The sequence below is a fragment of the Streptomyces sp. P9-A2 genome (genome assembly GCF_036634175.1).
In the GTDB taxonomy this organism is placed as follows: Bacteria; Actinomycetota; Actinomycetes; order Streptomycetales; family Streptomycetaceae; genus Streptomyces; species Streptomyces pratens.
Genome location: NZ_JAZIFX010000001.1, coordinates 7479862 through 7500987, shown reverse-complemented (window position 1 = coordinate 7500987; position 21126 = coordinate 7479862). Strand labels below are relative to the sequence as shown.

Annotated in this window: 17 protein-coding genes and 1 pseudogene; 10 read left to right on the top strand and 8 right to left on the bottom strand. The window is 72.2% G+C overall.

The window, feature by feature from the left end:
* The first annotated feature begins 479 nt into the window (after positions 1–479).
* Together V4Y04_RS33860 and V4Y04_RS33855 are read left to right on the top strand one after the other, a co-directional pair.
* Complete coding sequence (locus V4Y04_RS33860) at positions 480–950, top strand: Hsp20/alpha crystallin family protein (protein WP_332432137.1); 471 nt, start codon at positions 480–482, stop codon at positions 948–950.
* A gap of 100 nt (positions 951–1050) precedes the next feature.
* Positions 1051–1968 carry a pyridoxamine 5'-phosphate oxidase family protein gene (locus tag V4Y04_RS33855; protein ID WP_332432136.1) on the top strand — a complete coding sequence of 306 codons (918 nt, stop codon included), beginning with the start codon at positions 1051–1053 and terminating at the stop codon, positions 1966–1968.
* Positions 1969–2016: 48 nt separating this feature from the next.
* Here the strand turns inward: V4Y04_RS33855 and V4Y04_RS33850 are convergent, their stop codons facing one another.
* The 4 genes and pseudogenes from V4Y04_RS33850 to V4Y04_RS33835 form a co-directional block, all read right to left on the bottom strand.
* Complete coding sequence (locus V4Y04_RS33850) at positions 2017–3390, bottom strand: sulfite oxidase (RefSeq protein WP_332432135.1); 1374 nt, start codon at positions 3388–3390, stop codon at positions 2017–2019.
* 158 nt (positions 3391–3548) lie between these two features.
* Positions 3549–4053, bottom strand: a pseudogene (locus V4Y04_RS33845) (GNAT family N-acetyltransferase); the annotation flags it as partial.
* A 438-nt stretch (positions 4054–4491) separates the two neighbouring features.
* Complete coding sequence (locus V4Y04_RS33840; RefSeq protein ID WP_332433099.1) at positions 4492–6090, bottom strand: MDR family MFS transporter; 1599 nt, start codon at positions 6088–6090, stop codon at positions 4492–4494.
* 90 nt (positions 6091–6180) lie between these two features.
* Positions 6181–6900 (bottom strand): TetR/AcrR family transcriptional regulator, encoded by a 720-nt coding sequence (locus tag V4Y04_RS33835; protein ID WP_332432134.1) that lies wholly within the window; start codon positions 6898–6900, stop codon positions 6181–6183.
* A gap of 277 nt (positions 6901–7177) precedes the next feature.
* Here V4Y04_RS33835 and V4Y04_RS33830 point away from each other — a divergent pair, with 277 nt between their 5' ends.
* Positions 7178–8911, top strand: coding sequence for an MFS transporter (locus V4Y04_RS33830; protein WP_332432133.1), 1734 nt, complete (start codon positions 7178–7180; stop codon positions 8909–8911).
* Between the two features lie 161 nt (positions 8912–9072).
* Entirely contained in the window at positions 9073–10044 is a 972-nt protein-coding gene (locus tag V4Y04_RS33825; protein ID WP_332432132.1) for an Lrp/AsnC family transcriptional regulator, read from the top strand.
* Between the two features lie 58 nt (positions 10045–10102).
* On the opposite strand, the gene V4Y04_RS33820 is transcribed toward V4Y04_RS33825, so the two are convergent.
* From V4Y04_RS33820 to V4Y04_RS33810, 3 genes are all read right to left on the bottom strand, one after another.
* Positions 10103–10738, bottom strand: a complete 636-nt coding sequence (locus tag V4Y04_RS33820) for an Rv1733c family protein (RefSeq protein ID WP_332432131.1) — start codon at positions 10736–10738, stop codon at positions 10103–10105.
* Positions 10739–11086: 348 nt separating this feature from the next.
* Positions 11087–11458, bottom strand: coding sequence for a TraR/DksA family transcriptional regulator (locus V4Y04_RS33815; protein WP_332432130.1), 372 nt, complete (start codon positions 11456–11458; stop codon positions 11087–11089).
* Positions 11459–11524: 66 nt separating this feature from the next.
* Positions 11525–11851 carry a TraR/DksA family transcriptional regulator gene (locus V4Y04_RS33810; protein ID WP_332432129.1) on the bottom strand — a complete coding sequence of 109 codons (327 nt, stop codon included), beginning with the start codon at positions 11849–11851 and terminating at the stop codon, positions 11525–11527.
* A gap of 283 nt (positions 11852–12134) precedes the next feature.
* On the opposite strand from V4Y04_RS33810, the gene V4Y04_RS33805 reads away from it, so the two are divergent.
* The 4 genes from V4Y04_RS33805 to secD all read left to right on the top strand — a co-directional run bounded on the left by V4Y04_RS33805 (position 12135) and on the right by secD (position 16586).
* Entirely contained in the window at positions 12135–13088 is a 954-nt protein-coding gene (locus tag V4Y04_RS33805) for a HAMP domain-containing sensor histidine kinase (RefSeq protein ID WP_332433098.1), read from the top strand.
* Entirely contained in the window at positions 13085–13750 is a 666-nt protein-coding gene (locus V4Y04_RS33800; protein ID WP_332432128.1) for a response regulator transcription factor, read from the top strand. The genes V4Y04_RS33805 and V4Y04_RS33800 overlap by 4 nt, the downstream gene beginning before the upstream one ends.
* Positions 13747–14190: a hypothetical protein gene (locus V4Y04_RS33795; protein WP_332432127.1), complete on the top strand. Its 444-nt coding sequence runs from the start codon at positions 13747–13749 to the stop codon at positions 14188–14190. Before V4Y04_RS33800 ends, V4Y04_RS33795 begins: the two co-directional genes overlap by 4 nt.
* A gap of 65 nt (positions 14191–14255) precedes the next feature.
* Entirely contained in the window at positions 14256–16586 is a 2331-nt protein-coding gene (gene secD / locus V4Y04_RS33790; protein WP_332432126.1) for a protein translocase subunit SecD, read from the top strand.
* A 144-nt stretch (positions 16587–16730) separates the two neighbouring features.
* Here the strand turns inward: secD and V4Y04_RS33785 are convergent, their stop codons facing one another.
* Entirely contained in the window at positions 16731–18635 is a 1905-nt protein-coding gene (locus V4Y04_RS33785) for an ABC transporter ATP-binding protein (protein WP_332432125.1), read from the bottom strand.
* Positions 18636–18707: 72 nt separating this feature from the next.
* On the opposite strand from V4Y04_RS33785, the gene V4Y04_RS33780 reads away from it, so the two are divergent.
* Together V4Y04_RS33780 and V4Y04_RS33775 are read left to right on the top strand one after the other, a co-directional pair.
* Complete coding sequence (locus tag V4Y04_RS33780; RefSeq protein WP_332432124.1) at positions 18708–19727, top strand: lysylphosphatidylglycerol synthase transmembrane domain-containing protein; 1020 nt, start codon at positions 18708–18710, stop codon at positions 19725–19727.
* 230 nt (positions 19728–19957) lie between these two features.
* Positions 19958–21055: a mechanosensitive ion channel family protein gene (locus V4Y04_RS33775; protein WP_332432123.1), complete on the top strand. Its 1098-nt coding sequence runs from the start codon at positions 19958–19960 to the stop codon at positions 21053–21055.
* Positions 21056–21126: the final 71 nt, after the last annotated feature.

Here is a 21126-nt window from a genome sequence, read left to right as displayed (position 1 = left end):
GCCGGTGCCCGGCCGGTGGGCGGCCCAGCAGCCGATGGCCGGGGAAACGGTGCGCCTGAGCGGCGGAGGTACGAGCGTCATCAGGAATCTCCTCCCGTCTCCGGGCTGCCCCACCGAGGTCGCGGACGAACCCGGAGAACTACCGCTGAGGAGGACCGGCGCGATCACACGAGGCACAGTACGCGCGAAACGCCGCGCCGCGCTGCGCCGAAGGCCACTCGGTCCCGGTCCGTATCCCGGTCGGCCCATGCCGGCCGGGACGGTCCCACGGATCCTGGGATCAGGGGTTCCGGCGGCGACCGTCATGGCCGACGGCTCCGCGTGACCGTCCGGCCGCGGTCCTCGACGCACCGCCGAAACGGCCGTGACCGCCTTGTGGGTGGCCCGCGCCCGCCGGGGTACCCGGCTCCGGACCGGCGGACCCGTCCCCCGTCGCCGACGGGTGGCGCCGCCGTCGCAGAAGCCGAGGAGGAGGACCTATGTCGCATCCCTCACGCCGCAGCAGGGGGCCGTTCTCCGGGTGGGACGCCTTCCGGGAGCTCGAGGACCTCCGCTCCCGGATGGAGTACCTCATGCACTCCACCTTCCCCTTTCCCGGCGACGACTTCTCCGAGGCCGGCACCGCCGGTACGTGGACGCCGCCGGCCGACGTCGAGGACACCGGGGACGCCCACCTGGTGGAACTGGAGCTCGCCGGTGTGGACAAGGACCAGATCAATGTCGAGATCAGCGACGGCGAACTCGTCGTCCACGGTGAGGTCGAGGAGCGGGAACGCACGGGTGTGGTCCGGCGGCACACCCGTCACGTCGGACGGTTCCACTACCGCACGACGCTGCCGCCCAACGCCGACACCGAACACATCAGCGCGGAGCTGACCAACGGAGTCCTTACGGTGCGTGTCCCCAGGACGGGGAAGAGCACGCCGCGCCGTATCGAGATCACCGGCTGAGCCGAGGGCGGGGCCGGCCGTCGGCGAGAGGCGGCGGCCCCGTCCCACCGGCCCCTCACCCACCCCGAACATTCGAGACATTCGAGCGAAGGCGGCGGTCATGCGAGCTCACCTCGGCGATCGACTCGTCATCGAAAGCCCGGCGACCGGCGCCACCAGGCGCGACGGCGAGGTCGTCGGACTCCACCACAAGGACGGGACACCTCCGTACGACGTGCGCTGGTCGGACACGCAGGCGGTGACGCTCGTGTTTCCCGGGCCCGACGCGCACCTCCTGCATCCGGGGCACGAGCCCGGGACGGCCCGGGAGCCGTCCCGTCGACCGGGCACGGCCGGAGCGGGTGCCGATTCCGGTGCGCACCGCTCCGGTGCGTGCCACACCAGCGACCTCGGCCGGCGGGTGGCCGCCGAACGCGAGCGTCAGGGTCTGACCCGGGCCGAGACGGCCCGCCGTGCCAGGATGGCGCCGGCGTATCTCGCGTACCTGGAGGAACACCAGGCCGATCCGAGCCTGGCGACGCTCATCAACCTGGCCGGAGCGCTGAACACCACGGTCCAGGCCCTGCGCGGCGGCGACACCGAGATGCCGACGGGCCAGGGCGTCGCGCTCGCGCACCCCCGGCTCCTGGACCTCGGCCCCGAGGAATGCCGCACCCTGCTGTCCACCCACGGGGTGGGGCGCGTCGCGGTGTCGGCCCCGGACGGCCCGGCGGTCGTTCCGGTGAACTACGAGGTCGTCGATGACGTGATCGCCTTCCGGACCGCTCCCGACTCCGTACTCGCCGCGGCCGTGGGATCGGACACCGCCTTCGAGGTCGACCGTGTGGACGAGGCCATGAGCCAGGGCTGGAGCGTGCTCGCCGTCGGCCCCGCACGGCGGGTCACGGACCCCGACGACGTGCGGCGGCTGACCGAGCACACCCACACCGCTCCGTGGGCCGGAGGCGAACGCGAGATGTGGGTGACGATCCGTCCCACGACCCTGACGGGACGCCGCATCAGTCCGGCCGACCACTGAGCGGCGCCTCCGCACGGGTCGTCGCGCGCCGTTACGGACCGTTGCGCGTCATGACGATTCGCTGCGCGGAGAAGTGCTCCGGCCTCGGACCACGGTCACCGGGTGCCGCACCACCGCGTCGAAGAGATAGCCCTGCGTGTTGGGTACCGCGACGTCCGGCTGCCGGCGGCCGGCCGTGTCGGTGGCGCGGGCCAGGAGCTGGGTGGGGCCGGGGGCCCCGGGCGTCCAGGGCACGGACCAGCGGGTCCAGGTGCCGGCACGGCTGTCGTCGTGCAGCCGTGCCGGCCGCCAGTTCGCTCCCCCGTCGGTACTGACGTCGACCCGGGCGATGGCCCCGGCGCCCGACCAGGAACGGCCGTGCAGCATCTGCCTCTCTCCCGCCGGGAGCGTGGCACCGCTCGCCAGCTCGAAGGCGCTCTTCAGCGTCTGCCGGGTCAGCGGCGCGCTGCCCTCCGGCGGGTGGGCCGGGCCGAACAGCCGGTAGAAGGCGGTGTTCCACGGGGAGAAGAGCGGCTGCGCCGACACCTCGATGTCGCCGACCCACTTGATCGACGCGATCCCCACCCACGAGGGCACCAGCACCCGCACCGGGTACCCGTGGTCGTACGGCACCGGCTCGCCGTTCATCTCGTACGCGAGCAGTACGTCGTCCAGCGCCTTGGACAGCGGCAGCGGACGGCGCACCCGGCCGAGGCTCTCACCGCCGCTGACGTACTCGGCGTCCAGGCCGCGCGGCTGGACGTCCACCGCGGAGGAGGACAGGCCCGCTCTGCGCAGTACGTCGGCCAGTCGCACCCCGCGCCAGCGGGCGGCGCCGATCGCGCCCAGCCCCCACGCGGTGCCGGAGACGGTTTCGCCCTGTTGGCTCGTGTAGTGACTGCGGCCGTTTCCGGCGCACTCGACGGACACGGTCCGGGTGACGGCCGGCAGGGCGCGCAGGTCGTCGTACCCGAACTCCACCGGCCTGTCCTCACCGGGCGCGCCCCGCAGACCGCTGCCCCACAGCCGCAGCCGCCAGCCGTGTGCGTCCAGGACGGGGGTGGTGGTGTGGTTGCGCACGAAGAACAGCTCGTTGGGGGTGTGGTAGCCGGTCCCGCGCAGCGCCTCCCAGCGGGTCTCGGCATTGGTGCCGCGCTGGACGAACCACTCGGGCGGCAGCGGTTTGACGATCGTGGGGTCGGCGGCGCGGGCCGGGCGCGCGTCGGGAAGCGCGGTCGCGGCGGTGGTGGCGGCGGCGAGCAGGGTGAGCAGACGGCGGCGGCTGACCCCGTCCGCCTTGGCACCCCCGGCGAGCCACTGACGCATTCTGCGGCGGTCGTAGGTGGTCTCGTCATGGGTGGACGCGCTGTGGGCGGATGCACTGTGGGCGGATGTGTCGGGGCCGGTTCCGGGACGGGGCGACGGCACGGCGGATGCGGGCATGGCGGGTCCTCGTCGTCTGGGTCGGGGCGGATGTTCACAAGTGCGGAGGTGGGAAGGGTGGGAAGGCACGGAGCCGAGGGGCGAAGGGGGGTGGGGCGGTGCTCGGTCACGGCCGTAGCGGCTGCCCGTCCCCTCACGTACCTGCCCGCGCGTGCCGCGGCCGGCAGGTGCTGCTCGAAGGGCAGCAGGCCGTTGGTTTCCGGGTCGGCGGCCTCCGTGTCGAACAGCGGTGTACAGCCGGTGTCCAGGTACAGGCCTCGTGCCCCGGGCCTGCGTGGACCGGTGGTGAGGTGGACACGCCGGTAGCCGCGGGCCTCCGCCTCGCGTTCCGGTTCCTCGACGACGCGCCGGGCCGGGCCGGCGGTGGGCGGAGCGCGTCCGGATCCGCTTCGGCTCGGCCGTGGTCCCGTCGTACCGGCGGAGGACACCGCCCGCGACCGGCTCGCCGTGCTCCAGGAGCAGGAGCAGGACGACGCCGAGTGGGGACGTGAACTCCTCGCCGGGGTGACGGGCGAGCTCGGTATGGGCCTCCTCGCCGTAGCGCGTCGCGTCCTCGTCGCCGAGTTCACCCAGCAGGGGGCCGACCCGCGGATCGGACACGGCTACCCGGGCGACCGCCGGCTCGCCGGCGGACGGCGGCGGGGGCGGTGCGACGGACGTCATCCGGGACGGCCTTTCTTCGAATTCTCCAGGGCGGCCGGGCCCGGGGCAACTCACAGCCGCCCCGGAGCACCCTCGGTACGGCGCAGGGGCCGGGCAGGGGCAGGGGCCTCGGGTGGATTCGGGCGCGTGGGTACGACCGTGCCGCGGGGCCGCGAAGGGCCGCGGCGGAAGGGCCTCGGCCCGCGAAGGGGCACCGAGGGAGGGAAAGGCCGGTCAGACGGCCCGCAGTCGCGTCAGGCGCGACACGCCGCGGACCACACCCGACCGAAGTCGATGTGGTCACGGGTGACGAGACGCTGCCCGGAACTCATGCGCTCCATTGAGCCGGACAACTCGCTTCTCGTCAACAACGCCCGCCCCGCCGCATACACGTGCGGAGGCCCTCCGGGCACCTCCCCGGAGGACCTCCGCGCGCTACCGCCCCGGAGGGCGTTCGTCTCAGCCGACGCCGGCCGGCGCCGCCGCCGTACCGGCGGACTCGGTGGACCCGGCCGATTCGGCGGACTCGGCGGACTCGGCGGACTCGGCGGTGAGCCGTTCCATGCCGCTGGTGTCCTTCAGCGGCTTCTCCTTGATGAAGAGCACGGCGATCACGGCGAGGGCCGCGACGGGCGTGGCCACGAGGAAGAGGTCCGCGGTGGCGACGCCGTAGGCGTGCTCCACGATCTCCCGCATCGGCTCGGGCAGCGTCGTCATGTCGGGCACGCCGCTCCCGCCGGACTCGCTCGAGCCGGCCGGGATGCCCGCTTCCGTCAGACCCTTGGTCATCTCGGTGGCGACCCGGTTGGCGAGGATGGCCCCGAGCACACTGGTGCCGATCGTGCCGCCCATGCTCCGGAAGAAGGAGAGCACCGAGGTGGCGGCGCCCAGCTCGGTCGCCGGAACGTCGTTCTGCGCGGCCAGGACCAGGTTCTGCATCAGCATGCCGACGCCGACGCCCATGACGGCCATGTAGACGCTGAGCAGGGCGAAGGGGGTGTCGGCCTCGATGGTGGACAGCAGTCCGAGGCCCGCCGTCATGATGATGGAGCCCGCGACCAGGTACACCTTCCACCGGCCGGTGGCGGTGATGATCTGTCCGGCGACGGTCGAGGAGACGAGCAGGCCGAGAATCATGGGCAGGCTCATCAGGCCCGCGACGGTCGGGGACTTGCCCAGGGAGATCTGGAAGTACTGCGAGAGGAAGACGGTACCGCCGAACATGGCCACACCGACGAGGAGACTCGCGACCGTGGTGAGCGTCACCGTGCGGTTGCGGAAGATGCCCAGAGGAATGATCGGCTCCGGCACCCGTGTCTCGACGACGACCGCGGCGATCAGCAGCAGCACTCCCCCACCGGCCAGCGCGGCGGTCTGCCACGACATCCAGTCGAACTCGCTGCCCGCGAGGGAGACCCAGATGAGCAGGGCGCAGACACCCGCGACGATCAGGAAGGCGCCCAGGAAGTCGATCTTCGCCTCGCGGCGGACGGTGGGCAGCTTCAGGGTGCGCTGCAGCAGCGCGATGGCGAGCAGTGCGAACGGCACACCGATGAAGAAGCACCAGCGCCAGCCGAGCCAGGAGGTGTCCACCAGAACACCGCCGATGAGCGGTCCGGCCACGGTGCCGACCGCGAAGACGGCTCCGAAGATGCCGGCGTACTTGCCCAGCCTGCGCGGCGGGATGATGGCCGCCATCACGATCTGCGCCAGAGCCGTGAGTCCACCCGCGCCGACGCCCTGCACCACGCGGCTGAAGATCAGCAGGCCCACGTCCTGGGAGAAGCCCGCCAGCAGGGAGCCGACGACGAACAGGGACAGGGACAGCTGGAGCAGCAGCTTCTGGTTGAACAGGTCCGACAGCTTGCCCCACAGGGGCACCGTCGCCGTCATCGCCAGCAGCTCGGCGGTGATGACCCAGGTGTAGGAGGACTGGCTGGCCTGCAGGTCGGCGATGATGCGCGGGAGCGCGTTGGCGACCACGGTGCCGGCCAGGATGGCGACGAACATGCCGGCCATCAGCCCCGACATGGCCTGGAGTATCTGCCGGTTGGTCATGGAGGTGGGTGGCGCCTTCAGGGGCGCCGGTGTTGAGGTCACTTCAGCTCTTTCAGAAACGTTCGAAGGTCGGGTGAGGGACGGACCCGCTCAGGCTTCGTCCACCGGAACGACCGGCACGACCGGCACGACCGGCACGGTCGGTTCCGTGAGTCCGGCGGCCAGATGGTCGAACACCGTCCGGAAGACGGCCTCGAAGGTGGCTTCGTCCTGCCGCACGCACCAGTGCTCCGCGGCGACCCGGACGGCCGTGGTGCCGACCGCGGCCAGCAGTCGCGGATACAGTCCCAGGGCCTGTCGCCGCTGTTCCCCCTCGGCAGTCCCGAAGGGGGGGCGACCCTCTGTGAACAGCGGCGAACCGGCGCCGATGCGCTCCGCGAGCGTCTCGGCCAGAGTGAACTCGTCCTCGACGTGGGCACCGATGCTGCGCGCGAGCAGGTGCGGTGACCTGCGCAGCACTTGGGAGTGCAGCCGCCACAGCTCGTGCTGCTGTTCCACTTCTCCCAGTTCCGCGGCCAGCGCGTCGCGCAGCGCCGCCAGCGGGGACACGTCGGCGGGCGCGGCGAGCACCGCCCGCCGGACGCGCCCGCTCGACTCCGCGCCCACCATGACGAACGCCTCGTCACGGGAGTCGAAGTAGTTGAAGAACGTGCGGGGCGACACGCCGGCCGCTTCGCTGATCGCGTCGACGGTGACGTTCTCCGCGCCGTGCTCCGCCGCCAGCCGCACCGCGGCCGCCACCAGAGCGGCGCGGGTCTCCCGCTTCTTGCGGCCCCGAAGCCCACCCTCTGCGGGGTCCCTGTCACTCACTCGTGCAGGATACGCAAATATGCAGAGCCTGCAAAAATATATCCGGCTCCGCGGCGGGGGCTCACGGCGCTCCTCGGCGTCCCGTACCGGTCCTTGAAACCGAACGCGCCGGGCGGGGCGCCCCCGCGACCGCGTACGAGATCCCGGGATTCCGCCCTCCCGATGTCGGATTCCCCCACGGTCCGGCCTCCGGCTGGCCTGCGGCGGTCCTCGCCCTCCACAGTGGAGCCGATTCATTCGATATCCGCGGTGCCGGGCACCGCACGGGAGTATTTCCTTGAACGCTTCTCGAAAGGCGGCCGGAGACGGCCGTAGGGCGGCCGTGATCGCGTTGGCGTGTGCCGGCGTCTTCGTCGCCTATCTGCCGGTGACGACCGTCGCGGTGAGCCTGCCGGTGATCCAGCGGGCGCTGGGCGCCACGACCGCGGAACTGTCGTGGGTCTCCGACGCCTACGTGCTGCCGGTGGCCGCGCTGATCCTCACCGCGGGCGTGTTCGGCGACGTGCACGGCCGCAAGAAGGTCTACCAGGTGGGCATGGCGCTCAGCGCGGCGGGCGCGGCGGTGTCCCTGAGCACCCAGTCGATCGGCATGCTGTGGGCCGGCCAGGCGCTGGCCGGTGCGGGAGCCGCGGCGCTGCTGCCGGTGACGCTGGCACTGATCAGCCAGGTCGTTCCGGACCACCGTGAGCGCGGCAAGTACATCGGCTGGTGGACGACCTGCATGATGGCGGCCATGGTGGTCGGCCCGTTGATCGCGGGTGTGATCGTCGAGCACGCCTCATGGCGGTGGGTCTTCCTGCTGCCGCTGCCGGTGTCCCTGGCGACCATGGCGGTGGCCGCGCGGCTGCTGCCCGGCGCCCGGGCCACCTCCCGGCGCAAGCTGGACTGGCCCGGCCAGGTCACCGCCGCGGTGGCCATGACGGCCCTGGTGTACGGGGTCATCGAGGGCGGCGCCGATTCGTTCGCCGCTCCGCAGACCGTCGTCGCGCTGGTGGTGGCCGTGGTGAGCGGCACGCTGTTCGTCGTGGTGGAGCGGCGCGGCGAGTCGCCGATGCTGGACCTGTCCCTGTTCCGCAGCCCGGCCTTCACGGGCTCCACGCTGGTCGTGATGATCAGCTTCCTCGGGCTGATCGGCTTCTTCTTCGTTCTGAGCCTCTATCTGGGCATGGTGCAGCAGCTGGACACCTGGCAGTCCGCGGTGCGCCTGGTGCTGGTCAACGTCGTCTCGATGATCATGGGCATGGTGATCGGACCGGTGATGCGGCGGGTGTCGCCCCGGGTGATCATCACAACCGGCATGCTGATCAGCGCGGCCGCCCTGCTGTCCCTGACGACGCTCGGCGTCACCACCTCGTTCGGGTCGCTGGCCTGGCGACTGGCCCTGCTCGGCCTGGGCCTCGGTATCGCCTTCCCGTGCATCACCAGCACCGCGGTCTCCGCGGTGCCCGGCCGTCAGGCCGGCATGGCCGCCGCGGGCAACAACGCCTTCCGGCAGCTCGGCGGCGCGCTGGGGCCCGCCGTGCTCGGCACCCTGCTGGCGACGAAGGCGGCCGACACGCTGCCCGCCCACCTCGCCGACGCGGGTCTGCACGGCGGCACGGCACAGTCGATCGCCGACACGGTCGGGGCCGGAGGACTGGGCGCCGTCGCCGGCATGGAACTCGGCGCGGACACCGGCCGGGCGATGGGTGCCGTCTCCGAGGCGTTCCTGGAGGGCCTGCGCCTGTGCCTGACCGTCTCCGCGGTCCTGCTGGTCCTCGCCGCCCTGGCCGCGGCCGTCCTGCTGCGGCAGCGGACGGGGGCGTCCGTCACGGTGGGCGCGGGCGGTTCGGACGGCACGTCCGCCACCGCGAGCGCGGGCAGCGCGTCCGCTCCGGCGGACACGGGCAAAACGTCCGGCAGCGCCACTGTCGCCGTGGGGGCGAACGGTACGTCGGGCCGGCCCGCAGAACAGCCGGAGGCCGTGGATTCGTCCTCCGGCCGGAACACGGGCGGCTCCCCCGGGCGATGACGCCCCCGCCCGCATCCGTACCCGGTTCCGCACTCTCACGACGCGGAACCGGGTACGGAGCGAAGGCCGGAAGGCCGGGGCATCGTGTCCCGGGGCGGGCGCGGTCCTACGATGGCTGCCCGCCCCTCCCCCGGCCTCACTCAGGAGAGACCAGCAGACCAGTGACCCCCTCGTCCCTCGACTCCCTCGACCTCAAGCTGCTGCAGGCCCTCGAACTCGACGGACGGGCCTCCTTCAGCCGTATCGCCCAGGTGCTCGGGGTGTCCGACCAGACCGTCGCGCGCCGCTTCAGACGGCTGCGCACCACCATGAACCTGCGGGTCACCGGCATGACCGACGACAGCCGCCTGGGCAGGGACGGCTGGATCGTCCGGATCGGCTGCAGCCGGAACACCGCGTCGCAGCTGGCCGGCACCATCGCCGGACGGCCCGACACCCACTACGTCGACCTGGCCGCCGGTGGCACCGAGGTCGTCTGTGCCATCAGCCCGCGCAGCAGCCAGGAACGGGACGATCTCCTTCTCGAGCGGCTCCAGCGCATCCCGCATGTCACCTCGGTCGGCGCGCACTGCATCCTGCGGTCCTACTACGGCAACTCCCTGCGCTGGCTGCGCAAGATCAGCGCGCTCGGTCCGGAGGAGGAGGCGGCCCTGCGGACGCCCGCCCCGGGTCCCTCGGTGTCGCCGGTCGTTCTCGACACCACCGATCAGGTCATGCTGAAGACGCTGCACCGCGACGGCCGCGCCCCGCTGACCGAGCTGCAGTCGGTGACGGGGCTGTCCGAGACGGCGGTGAAGAAGCGTCTGGGACGGCTGCGGGGCACGGGGGTGCTCCACCTCGCCGTCGAGTACGACCACGAGCCCCTCGGGCAGGGCGTCGAGGCGCTGATCTGGCTGACGGTCGCCCCACACGCCCTCGCCGAAGCGGGCGCGGGGGTGGCCGGCCATTCGGCGGTGCGGTTCGCCGCCGCCGTCACGGGGCGGACGAACCTCGTCATCTCGGCTCTGTGCCGCAGCACCGAGGAGCTCTACACGTTCCTCAGCGAGGGGATCGGCGCGCTGCCCGGCGTCCACACGGCGGAGACCGTCCTCACGCTCCGCCGGGTCAAGACCCTCACCGCCGAGCACAGATGACACCGGGGCCGGGCGCGCGTACGGGGCTGCGCGAGTTCCCCGCCGACCGCGCGACGGTTCATCCGGATGCCGTCCAGCGGGGGGCCGTCTCGGCCCAGGCCCTCTCCCAGGCGGCGAGGTTGCGGCGACGCACGACATGGCAGGTCACGGCGTGGGCGGCGGCGCCGGTGAGGACGGTGCCCACGGCGGCGAGGAGGGCGCAGCCCATGCTGCGGCTGCGGACCTGTTCACGCGTCAGCGGTGGCTCGCTCCCCTCGCCGTCGGCGGTGACCCAGATACGCACCTGACTGCCGGCCGACAGGCCCGGTGGGACCTCGGCCCGGGTGGTGGCGGTACGCCCGTCGGCGGTGGTGAAACGGACCTCGGCCGGGTAACGGGCGAGCTTCGCCTCGTCGGATCCGGGCTCCGGATGGCGCGGGACGTCCTCGGTGAGGGTCGCGCTCGTCTCGTGCCGGGTCAGGGTCTGGTGGCGGGCCGCGTCCGCGTAGTGGCGGTGGGCGAGCTCCGCGACGACGACGCCTGCCACGGGCGCCACGACCAGTACCGCGAGCAGCAGCCCGAGGCCGATCCGGGCCTGGAAACGGTCGGTGGGGCGGCGCAGGGGATTGAGTCGCCGGTGCCACGGCCGAGGGCCCTGGAGCGGGCCGAGGCGTGGCCCCGGGGGCGGTTGCGCGGGAGGAACGGTGCCCGCCACGTCGTCACTCCTTCGAGGTGGGTCGGTCTCGGGGCCTGGGTCACCGGCACCCGGCGGAATGCGCCGGGCGCCGGTGACGGTGCCCTCCGCACGCGGCACCGCCCCGGTGAGGTGCGCACCGGGGCGTCCCACCGGGAGCGGTCCGGCGGGACGGGTGTCCGCGGCGGGGGGCGGCCGCCGCCTGCGCGCCCGGGACGGTGGCTGCAGCGCGCGGGCGGAGGAACGGGGGCCGGGCGGGTCACCCGTGTACGTGCCTCGCACGCAGGTGATCCGCCCGCACGTGTCTCGTACGCACGTGTCTCGTACGCACGTGCTCCGGCCGGTCCGGTGGCCGGTGGTGTGCCGTGGTCATCGCGCGGCCTCCCGCACCTGCTGGCAGCGGGCGCAGTAGCGGGCCTGCGGGACGATCAGCAGCCGGTCGCGTTCGACCCGGCCGCGGCACAGGTGACAGACGCCGTAGTCCCCGGCGTCCATGCGGGTGAGCGCCGCCTCCACGTCGGCGAGCACCATCCGGGCGGACGCGGCGAGCCTGACCTGGACCTCGAGCTGGCCGGCGACCGGCGGTGCGCCCGGGTCACCCAGGTGCGGCCCCGCGTCGACGGCGAACTGGCGCAGCTGGTCCCTGCGGAACAGTTGTTGTTCGCACAGGTTCGCACGCAACAGTGCGAGGTCCTCGGATGTGAGGACCTCGTCGTGCTCGTCGATCGTCTGGTGGGTCACCACTGCACCCCCCTTGGGCGGAGCGGGAGAGGAATACGGACGGGGCGGGGCCGGGAGCGGATGCGGTCAGGCCGCGCGGCTCTGGCACGAGACGCAGTACCGGGTGTGCGGAAGGATCTCCAGCCGCTCCGCCGGAACGGGCTTGGAGCAGCCCAGGCAGGTGCCGTAGCTGCCGTCCTCGACGCGGGCGAAGGCCTCCTCGATCTCCTTGAGAACGCGCTTGATGGAGTCCCGCTGGTTGGCCAGCAGGTGGTCGTCGGGGCTCTGCCCTGTGTCATCGAGGGCCTTGAGTTGTGCCACCCGTGTGGTGCGCGCGTGTTCGAGGCGCTGCCTGATCTGGTCCACGGCGGGGTGGTCGGTGCGCGATTCGGTGAGGGGCAGGTCGAGCGACACGGAGAGTCTCCTCGGGTTACGGGTGGTCGATCCATCACCATCGCCCTTTCCCCGCCCGGAACCCATCGGGCGCGGTACCCATCTCCACCGGGTTCGAGGACCCACCCCGGGCGGTATGGGCCCGTCGGACGAGAGGAAATGGGTCATGGAGCCCATCGACCGAATATCGTCGGCCCGTGCACTCTGTCGGTTTCGCTGTTCGCCGGGATCAGGGGCCGCTGCCGCATCGAGTGTCGCGGTATCCGACAGTAGAGGCAGACGAAAGAGGAAAGGCGTGACCTCCGTGTCCCTGTACTGGCGGATCTTCGGACTCAACGCGGTGGTGCTGGGCGCGGCCACGGCGTTGTTGCTGTGGGCTCCGGTGACCGTGTCCGTGCCGGTGCTGCTGACCGAGGCGGTGATCCTCGTGGGCGGCATGGGTGTGATGCTCGTCGCCAACGCGGCCCTGTTGCGGGTCGGGCTCGCCCCGCTGGACCGGGTGACCCGGCTGATGGCCACCGTCGACCTGCTGCGGCCCGGCCAGCGGCTTCCGGTGCGCGGGGTCGGGGAGGTCGCCGAGCTGGTCAGCACGTTCAACGCCATGCTGGAGCGGCTGGAGAAGGAGCGCGCCGCGAGCAGCGCCCGTGCCCTGCTCGCCCAGGAGGCGGAGCGGCGCCGCATCGCCGCCGAACTCCACGACGAGGTCGGGCAGAGCATGACCGCCATTCTGCTGGCCCTGAAGCAGGTCGCCGACGAGGCACCCGCTCCGCTGCGCGACGATATCCATCAGGTGCAGGAGATCACCCGGGCGAGTCTGGACGAGGTCCGCCGGCTGGTGCGCCGGCTGCGTCCCGGCGTGCTGGACGATCTCGGTCTGATCAGTGCGGTCACCTCGCTCGCCACCGAGTTCGCCACGCACACCGGGCTGCGGGTGCACCGCCGTTTCGGCACCGATCTGCCCACCCTGGACAACGGCACGGAGTTGGTGATCTACCGTGTGGCGCAGGAGAGTCTGACCAATGTCGCCCGGCATGCCGAGGCGCGTTCCGCGACGGTGAGCCTGTACCGGGACGACGAGCGTGTCGTCCTCGAGGTGACCGACGACGGCCGTGGCATCGGCGCCGCACATGAGGGGGCCGGCTTGCGCGGTATGCGTGAACGGGCCCTGCTCATCGGGGCCACACTGGACGTTACTCCCGTCGCCCGGACCGGTACCCGGATCCGGCTGGCCGTGCCCGCCGTCAGGAAGCAGTCATGAACCACCAGGCCCCACCGACCCCGATCCGCATCCTGCTCGCCGACGACCACGCCCTGGTGCGCCGCGGCGTCCGGCTGATCCTCGACCGGGAGCCGGACCTCGAGGTCGTGGCCGAGGCCGGTGACGGTGCGGAGGCGATCTCCATGGCCCGCGCCCAGGAGATCGACCTGGCGGTGCTGGACATCGCCATGCCCCGGATGACCGGTCTGCAGGCCGCCCGTGAGCTGTCCGCGCTGAAGCCGGGCCTGCGCATCCTGATGCTGACGATGCACGACAACGAGCAGTACCTGTTCCAGGCCCTCAAGGCCGGGGCCGGCGGGTACGTGCTGAAGTCGGTCGCCGACCGCGATCTGGTCGCCGCCTGCCGGGCCGCGATGCGGGACGAGCCGTTCCTGTACCCGGGGGCGGTCACCGCCCTGATCCGCAACTACCTCGACCGGGTCCAGCACGGCGAGGAGGCGCCCCAACTGCTGACCCCGCGCGAGGAGGAGGTGCTCAAGCTGGTCGCCGAAGGACACTCGTCGAAGGAGATCGCCGAGATGCTCTTCATCAGTATCAAGACGGTGCAGCGGCACCGCGAGAACCTGCTGAGCAAGCTGGGGCTGCGGGACCGCCTGGATCTGACCCGTTACGCCATCCGCGCGGGGCTCGTCGAGCCTTGAAATCCGCCCTGCCGGGACGTGTCTCCCGCACCGCCCGCCCTCCGCTCCGCGCCGTCGCGGTTCTGGCCGCCCTGGCGGCCGTTCTCCTGACCCTGGGGTTCGGTCTCACCGACGACCCCCGGGCCGTCCGGGCGGCGCAGCCGCCCGCCCACGACGCGCCCGCGGTGCCCGGTGCCCCGGCGTCCGACGGGCCGGAGCCGTCCGGCGTCCGTCCGCACACCGACGACGGCTGCACCGCCCGTATCGTCCCCCTGAGGCCGCCGCGTGACGCCGGGGAGCGCACGGTACCGGCGGGACATCTGCTCTTCACTCCCGCGCACACCCCCCGCATCCCTCCGCGGCCGGCCCGGCCCGCCCCGGCCGCCGGGCACACGCCGCCCGCCGCCGCCCACATGCCGTCGGACCTCGGCCGGGGGCCTCCCGGCCCCTCCAGCACATGAGAGTCTTGTTTCTTTCCTCTCCGCCGTGGCCCGGACCGGCCGCGGCGTGACTGCTGGAGTCATCCGTGAAAAGTTCCGCCCGTGTCCGGGCGTTGTTCGCACTTGTCGTGATCGCCCTGTCCGTCTACATCGCCGCGACGGTCCCCGTCCGCCTGGGACTCGACCTGCGCGGCGGTACCCAGATCGTGCTGGAGACCCGTTCCACCGAAACCCTCGAGGCCGACGGCGAGGCGACGGACCGCACACTCGAGGTGCTGCGCGGTCGTATCGACGCGCTCGGTGTCGCCGAGCCCTCCATCGTCCGCTCCGGGGACAACCGGATCATCGTGGAACTGCCCGGCGTGCAGGACCCGCGACAGGCCGCCGAGGTACTGGGCCGTACCGCGCAGCTCACCGTCCACCCGGTGCTCGCCCCCGGTACCGATCCCGAGTCCGCCAAGAAGCTGCCGAAGGGCGAACGCGTCCTGGCCGACGAGGCCGGGGAACGGCTCCACCTGGCCCCCGCCGCGCTCACCGGTCAGGACGTGAAGGGCGCCGAGGCCACCTTCGACCAGCAGAGCGGCGCCGGCTGGATGGTCAGCGTCGACTTCGCGGACGACAAGGGCTGGTCGAAGCTGACCGGCGAGGCGGCCTGCAACCCCGCGGGTGATCCCAAGCGCCGGGTCGCGATCGTGCTGGACGACAAGATCATCTCGTCGCCGCAGGTCGACCCGTCCGTGGCCTGCGGGGCCGGTATCACCGGCGGGTCCACCCAGATCACCGGGTCCTTCACCAGTGACGACTCCAAGGAACTCGCCCTGCTCATCAGCGGCGGTGCCCTCCCGGTGCCGGTCGAGACGGTCGAGCAGCGGACCGTGGGCCCGACGCTGGGCGCCGAGGCCATCGAGTCCAGCGCCTGGGCCGCCGCTCTCGGCACCACCCTCACCGCGCTGTTCATCATCGTCGTCTACCGGCTGATGGGCTTCCTGGCCACCGCTGCCCTGGCCTGCTACGGGGTGATCTCCTACGCCGCCCTCGCGGCCCTCGGCGCGACCCTGACCCTGCCGGGCCTGGCCGGTTTCGTCCTGGCGATCGGCATGGCCGTCGACGCCAACGTGCTGGTCTTCGAACGAGCGCGAGAGGAGTACGGCAAACGCAACCGGCCCAGCAGCCGCTCGGCGCTCACCGCCGGCTTCAAGGGTTCGTTCAGCGCGATCGCCGACTCCAACGTCACCACGCTCATTGCCGCGGGGCTGCTGTTCCTGCTCGCCTCCGGTCCGGTGAAGGGCTTCGGCGTCACCCTGGCCATCGGTGTCCTCGCCTCCATGATCAGCGCACTGGTGATCACGCGGGTGTTCGCCGAGTTCGCCGTGGAGCGCAACTGGGTGCACCGCCGTCCCAAGATGACCGGTCTGGCCTCCATCGGGCGGGTCCGCGCCTATCTCACCCGCCGCGACCCGCAGCTCATGCGCCGCCCCCGCCGCTGGCTGGCGGTGTCCCTCCTCGTAGTCGTCGTCACCGGCGCCGGCATCGTGGTGCGCGGGCTGAACTACGGTGTCGAGTTCACCGGCGGACGGCTGATCGAGTACTCGACCACCAACAGCGTCGAGCCGGACCGGGCTCGTGAGGCCTTGGCCGACGCCGGCTTCCCGCAGGCCGTCGTGCAGTCCTCCGGGGACAACGGGCTGACGGTGCGTACCGACGAACTGAGCAACGCCGAGGCGGTCGAGGTCGCCGAGACCATCGAGAAGGTCGGCGGCGGGGCGGAGAAGGTCCGCGACGAGCTGATCGGCCCGAGCCTCGGCGACGAGCTGCGCCGCAACGCGCTGATCGCGCTCGGCCTGGCCCTCGCCGCCCAGCTCGTGTACCTCGCCTTCCGGTTCCGCTGGATGTTCGGTACGGCGGCGGTCGCCACCCTGGCCCACGACGTGGTGATCGTCACCGGCATCTTCGCGTGGCTGGGCAAGCCGATCGACGGGGTGTTCCTGGCCGCCCTGCTCACCGTGATCGGTTACTCGGTGAACGACTCCGTCGTGGTGTTCGACCGCGTCCGGGAACTGTGGCAGAAGGACCGCAAGGCACCCCTCGCCCAGTCCACCAACCTGGCGATCCTGCAGACGGTGCCACGTACGGTCAACACCGGTATCGGTGTGATGTTCATCCTGGCCGCACTGGCTCTGCTGGGCGGTGACTCGCTCACCGACTTCGCGCTCGCCCTGCTGATCGGCATGCTGGTGGGCACGTACTCGTCGGTCCTGACCGCCTCGCCGCTCGCCATCGAACTCGACGCGTACGGCGGCGACGGCGGTCGCGGCCGTGGTCGCGGCCGTGGTCGCGGCCGTAGCGATTCCGGGCGCGGGAAGTCCGGCGACGGGGAGAGCTCGGGCCGGACCAAGGCCACCAGCCAGGGAATCTGACGCCGGGCGGCTCCCCCCGGGGAGCCGCCGTGCACACGCGAGAGCCGCCGCCGACCCCGGGACCGGGGTCGGCGGCGGCTCTGTGTGGCGGGCCCGCGGGCCCCACCGGTCCGCCAGGGGCTGCCAGGGGTTGCCAGGAGAGGGCTACGCTGCCGCCGGTGCGCTGCGGTCGGGGTCGTGGTCCGTCGGCCGGGGGGCGAACTGGGCGCGGTGCAGTGCGGTGTAGCGTCCGCCGGCCGCCAGCAGTTCCTCGTGCGTGCCCCGTTCCACGATCCGGCCGGCCTCGACGACCAGGATCAGGTCCGCGGCCCGGACGGTGGACAGCCGGTGCGCGATGACGATGGCCGTCCTGCCCTCCAGGGCTTCCGCGAGCGCCTCCTGGACGGCCGCCTCGGAGGTGTTGTCCAGGTGGGCGGTGGCCTCGTCGAGGAGGACGACCCGCTGCCGGGCGAGGAGCAGCCGGGCGATGGTCATGCGCTGGCGCTCACCGCCGGAGAAGCGGTAGCCGCGTTCCCCGACCACCGTGGCCAGGCCGTCGGGCAGGGAGCGGACGAGACCGTCCAGGCGGGCGCGGCGCAGCGCGTCCCACAGTTCGGGCTCGCTCGCCCCGGGCCCGGCCAGGAGCAGGTTGGCGCGGACGGTGTCGTGGAAGAGGTGGCCGTCCTGGGTGACCATGCCGAGGGTGTCGCGCAGTGATCCCGCGGTCAGGTCCCGGACGTCGACGCCGCCCACCCGCACCGCGCCCGAGTCGACGTCGTAGAGGCGCGGCAGCAGCTGCGCGATGGTCGACTTGCCGGCGCCGGAGGAGCCGACGAGGGCCACGGTCTGCCCGGGTTCGGCGCGGAAGGAGACGCCGTGCAGAACCTCGGCGGAGCCGTGCGTGTCCAGGGCGGCGACCTCCTCCAGGGAGGCGAGGGAGACCTTGTCGGCGGACGGGTAGCCGAAGCGGACGTCGTCGAACTCCACGGAGACCGGACCGTCGGGCACGGCGCGGGCGTCCGGCTTCTCCTCGATGAGCGGCTCCAGGTCCAGCACCTCGAAGACCCGCTCGAAGCTGACCAGGGCGCTCATCACCTCCACCCGCGCCCCGGCGAGGGAGGTCAGCGGTGCGTACAGGCGGGTCAGCAGCAGGGCCAGGGACACGACCGCGCCGGGTTCCAGGGCTCCGCGCAGGGCGAGGTGGCCGCCGATGCCGTAGACGAGGGCCAGGGCGAGGGCGGAGACGAGGGTGAGCGCGGTGATGAACACGGTCTGGGCGGTGGCCGTCCGTACGCCGATGTCCCGGACCCGGCGGGCGCGCACCGCGAACTCCCGCGACTCCTCGTACGGGCGGCCGAAGAGTTTGACCAGGGTGGCGCCGGGCGCCGAGAAGCGCTCGGTCATCCGGGTGCCCATGGCCGCGTTGAGGGCGGCGGCCTCACGCTGCATCCCGGCCATGCGGCGGCCCATGCGCCGGGCGGGGATCACGAACACCGGCAGCAGCACCAGCGCGAGCAGGGTGATCCGCCAGGACAGGGTGAGCATCACGGCCAGGGCGAGCACCAGCGTGACGACGTTGCCGACCACGGTGGACAGGGTGTTGCTGAAGGCCCGCTGGGCACCGATCACGTCATTGTTGAGACGGGAGACGAGAGCGCCCGTACGAGTACGTGTGAAGAACGCGACCGGCATCCGCTGCACATGGTCGAAGACGGCGGTCCGCAGATCGAGGATGAGTTCCTCGCCGAGGGACGCCGACAGCCTCCGGCCGAGGATGCCGAGGGCCGCCTCCACCACCGCGATCACTGCGATGAGCAGGGCCAGCCGGACGACCGTGGCCGAGTCGCCGTCGGACACGATGGTGTCGACGACGCGTCCGGCCAGGACGGGGGTGGCGACGGCGAGCAGCGCGGTGGCGGCTCCGAGCAGGACGAAGAGGGTCATGCGGCGGCGGTGCGGGCGGGCGAATCCCGCGATGCGGCGTAGCGTTTCCCGCGCGAAGGGGCGGCGTTCCTCCTCCGCGTTCATGACGCTGTGCAACTGGGTCCAGGCGGTGGTCTCCATGCTCATGCCGGAGAAGGTAGAACCTCAAGCATTGTTGAGGTCAAGGCCCGCCACCCGTTCGGGGCAGGTGGGGTCCGTATGACGATCCAGCAGCCGCTGCCCACCCGTAAGCCGCCGTCCGGCCTGCCGCCACCCGCGGTTGGCGCGGGACGGACAGGCTCCTTCGATGTGACGCGGACCCTCCGCAGGATCCTGTACGTACTTCCCCTGCTGCTCGTGACCGTGGTCGCGGTGCGGCAGCGGTCGGTGCTCGCCGACGGCTTCGTCCATCTGGGCACCGCGCGATGGCCCTGGCTGCTGGCCGCGGCCGGCACGACCTGTCTGACCTGGGGGGCCGCCGCGTGCACCCGGCAGGGCGCGGTCCTCGAACGGCTCCCCGCGCGGCGGCTGCTGGCCACACAGTTCGCGGCGGGCGCGGCCAACCACCTGCTGCCGACGGGGCTGGGCGCGAGCGCGGTCAATCTGCGGTTCATGACGGTGTGCGGGCTGTCCCTGACCCGTTCCTCGGCCGCCCTCGCGCTGTATCTGCTGGCGGAGTCCATCGGCCGGGTGGCCCTGCTGGGCGCGCTGCTCGTCGCGTTCCCGGACGTGCTGCGTCCCGGATCCCTGCTGCCCGAGGGCGCGTCGGGCCCTCTGCTGCTCGCGCTCGCCGCGGTGCTGGTCGTCGCGGCGGCCGTGCTCGCGCTCGTACGGCGGGTACGGACGGCCGTGGTCTCCTTCCTGCGGACGGCACTCGGCGAGGCCCGGTCGGTGCACACCCGGCCGTCGAGGGCGCTGGCGTTGTGGGGCGGTGCCCTCGCGTTCCCGGCGCTGCAGACGGCGTCGCTGATTCTGGTGGGGCTGTCGCTGGGGCTGTCGGTGCCGGTCGCCCACATGGCGGTGGCGTATCTCGCGGCGACCGTCGCGGTCGCGCTGGTGCCCACACCGGGCGGGCTCGGTTCGGTGGAGGCCGCCCTGATCGTGGCGCTGGTCGCGGCGGGCGGGGCGGCCGCGGTGGCCACGGCGGTGGTGCTGGCGTTCCGTGTCGTCACGGTGTGGCTGCCGTTGCTGCCCGGCGCTCTGACACTGGGCGCGCTGGTGCGGCTGAAGGTGATCTGACCAGGGTGGCAGCAGGGCACCTCCCGGCCTCGGCGTGGTACGAACTGCCCTGCCGGATACGGCAGGATGAGCGATCGTGCCGACCGCCGACCGGTTCGGCACGGCACACCCTCCCGGGCCGCACCCTCCCGGGCCGTACCCTCCCGGGCACCCCCGAACGCGAGCAGGTGACGAGACGTGACACGACATCACATACGCCTCATTGCAAGGGCATTCGCCGGAGGTGAGCGATGACGCGCGCGCTCACCATGAACGATGTGCTGTTCGCCGGTATCGCGGTCGCCGCGGGCCTGGTCGCGGCGTTCCTGCTGCGCATGCTGCTGCGCTGGCTGGGCCGGCACGCGGACCGGACCCAGTGGCGCGGCGACGACGTCGCCGTGGACGCCCTGCGCATGATCGCCCCGTGGGCGGCCCTCGCGGGCGGCGCCGCGTCCGCGGCGGCCGCGCTGCCACTGACCCGGACCGTGCAGCACAACGTCAACCAGACGCTGACGGTGCTGGTCATCTTCGCGGCGACGTTGTCGGTGTCGCGGGTGGTGGCCGGCCTGGTGCAGTCGGTGACCCAGGCCCGGTCCGGCGTCGCCGGCTCCGCCACGATCTTCATGAACATCACCCGCATCCTGGTCCTGGCGATCGGCTTCCTGGTGGTGCTCCAGACGCTGGGCATCTCCATCGCCCCGATGCTCACCGCTCTCGGCGTCGGCGGTCTGGCGGTCGCGCTGGCGCTCCAGGACACGCTCGCCAACCTGTTCGCGGGCATCCACATCCTCGCCTCCAAAACCGTCCAGCCCGGTGACTACATCCGGCTGAGCAGCGGCGAGGAGGGCTACGTCGAGGACATCAACTGGCGTCAGACGACGGTCCGCGCGCTCTCCAACAACCTGGTGGTCATCCCCAACGGACAGCTCGCGAAGACGAACATGACCAACTTCATGCGTCCTGAGCAGGAGCTGACCATCCTGGTGCAGGCCGGGGTGTCGTACGACAGCGACCTGGAGCAGGTCGAGCAGGTGACGAGGGAAGTGGTCACCGAGGTGATGACGGAGATCACCGGAGCCCTCCCGGAGCACGAGCCGGCGGTGCGTTTCCACACCTTCGGCGACTCCCGCATCGGGTTCACCGTGATCCTCGGCGTCGGTGAGTTCAGCGACCAGTACCGGATCAAGCACGAGTTCATCAAGCGCCTGCACCGGCGCTACCGCGAGGAGGGCATCCGCATTCCGTCGCCCGCGCGGACGGTGGCGTTGCAGCAGGGCTCGGTGGTGTTCCCGCAGCAGCGCGGCACCGAGCCGGAGCCGGGCGACATGACGGCGTCCCGCCCGGTCTGACGTACGGCGGGCAGGCCGGGCCGCGGTGGTCCGCCGCGGCCCGCGGTGGGCGGGGCGACCGCCTCGCCTCC

Excerpts from the sequence above, each read along its gene's own strand:
- V4Y04_RS33840 (WP_332433099.1), bottom strand. The coding sequence starts at position 6,090 with ATGACCAACCGGCAGATACTCCAGGCCATGTCGGGGCTGATGGCCGGC.
- V4Y04_RS33780 (WP_332432124.1), top strand. The coding sequence starts at position 18,708 with ATGACGATCCAGCAGCCGCTGCCCACCCGTAAGCCGCCGTCCGGCCTG.
- V4Y04_RS33775 (WP_332432123.1), top strand. The coding sequence starts at position 19,958 with ATGACGCGCGCGCTCACCATGAACGATGTGCTGTTCGCCGGTATCGCG.
- V4Y04_RS33855 (WP_332432136.1), top strand. The coding sequence starts at position 1,051 with ATGCGAGCTCACCTCGGCGATCGACTCGTCATCGAAAGCCCGGCGACC.
- V4Y04_RS33800 (WP_332432128.1), top strand. The coding sequence starts at position 13,085 with ATGAACCACCAGGCCCCACCGACCCCGATCCGCATCCTGCTCGCCGAC.
- V4Y04_RS33850 (WP_332432135.1), bottom strand. The coding sequence starts at position 3,390 with ATGCCCGCATCCGCCGTGCCGTCGCCCCGTCCCGGAACCGGCCCCGAC.
- V4Y04_RS33785 (WP_332432125.1), bottom strand. The coding sequence starts at position 18,635 with ATGAGCATGGAGACCACCGCCTGGACCCAGTTGCACAGCGTCATGAAC.
- V4Y04_RS33860 (WP_332432137.1), top strand. The coding sequence starts at position 480 with ATGTCGCATCCCTCACGCCGCAGCAGGGGGCCGTTCTCCGGGTGGGAC.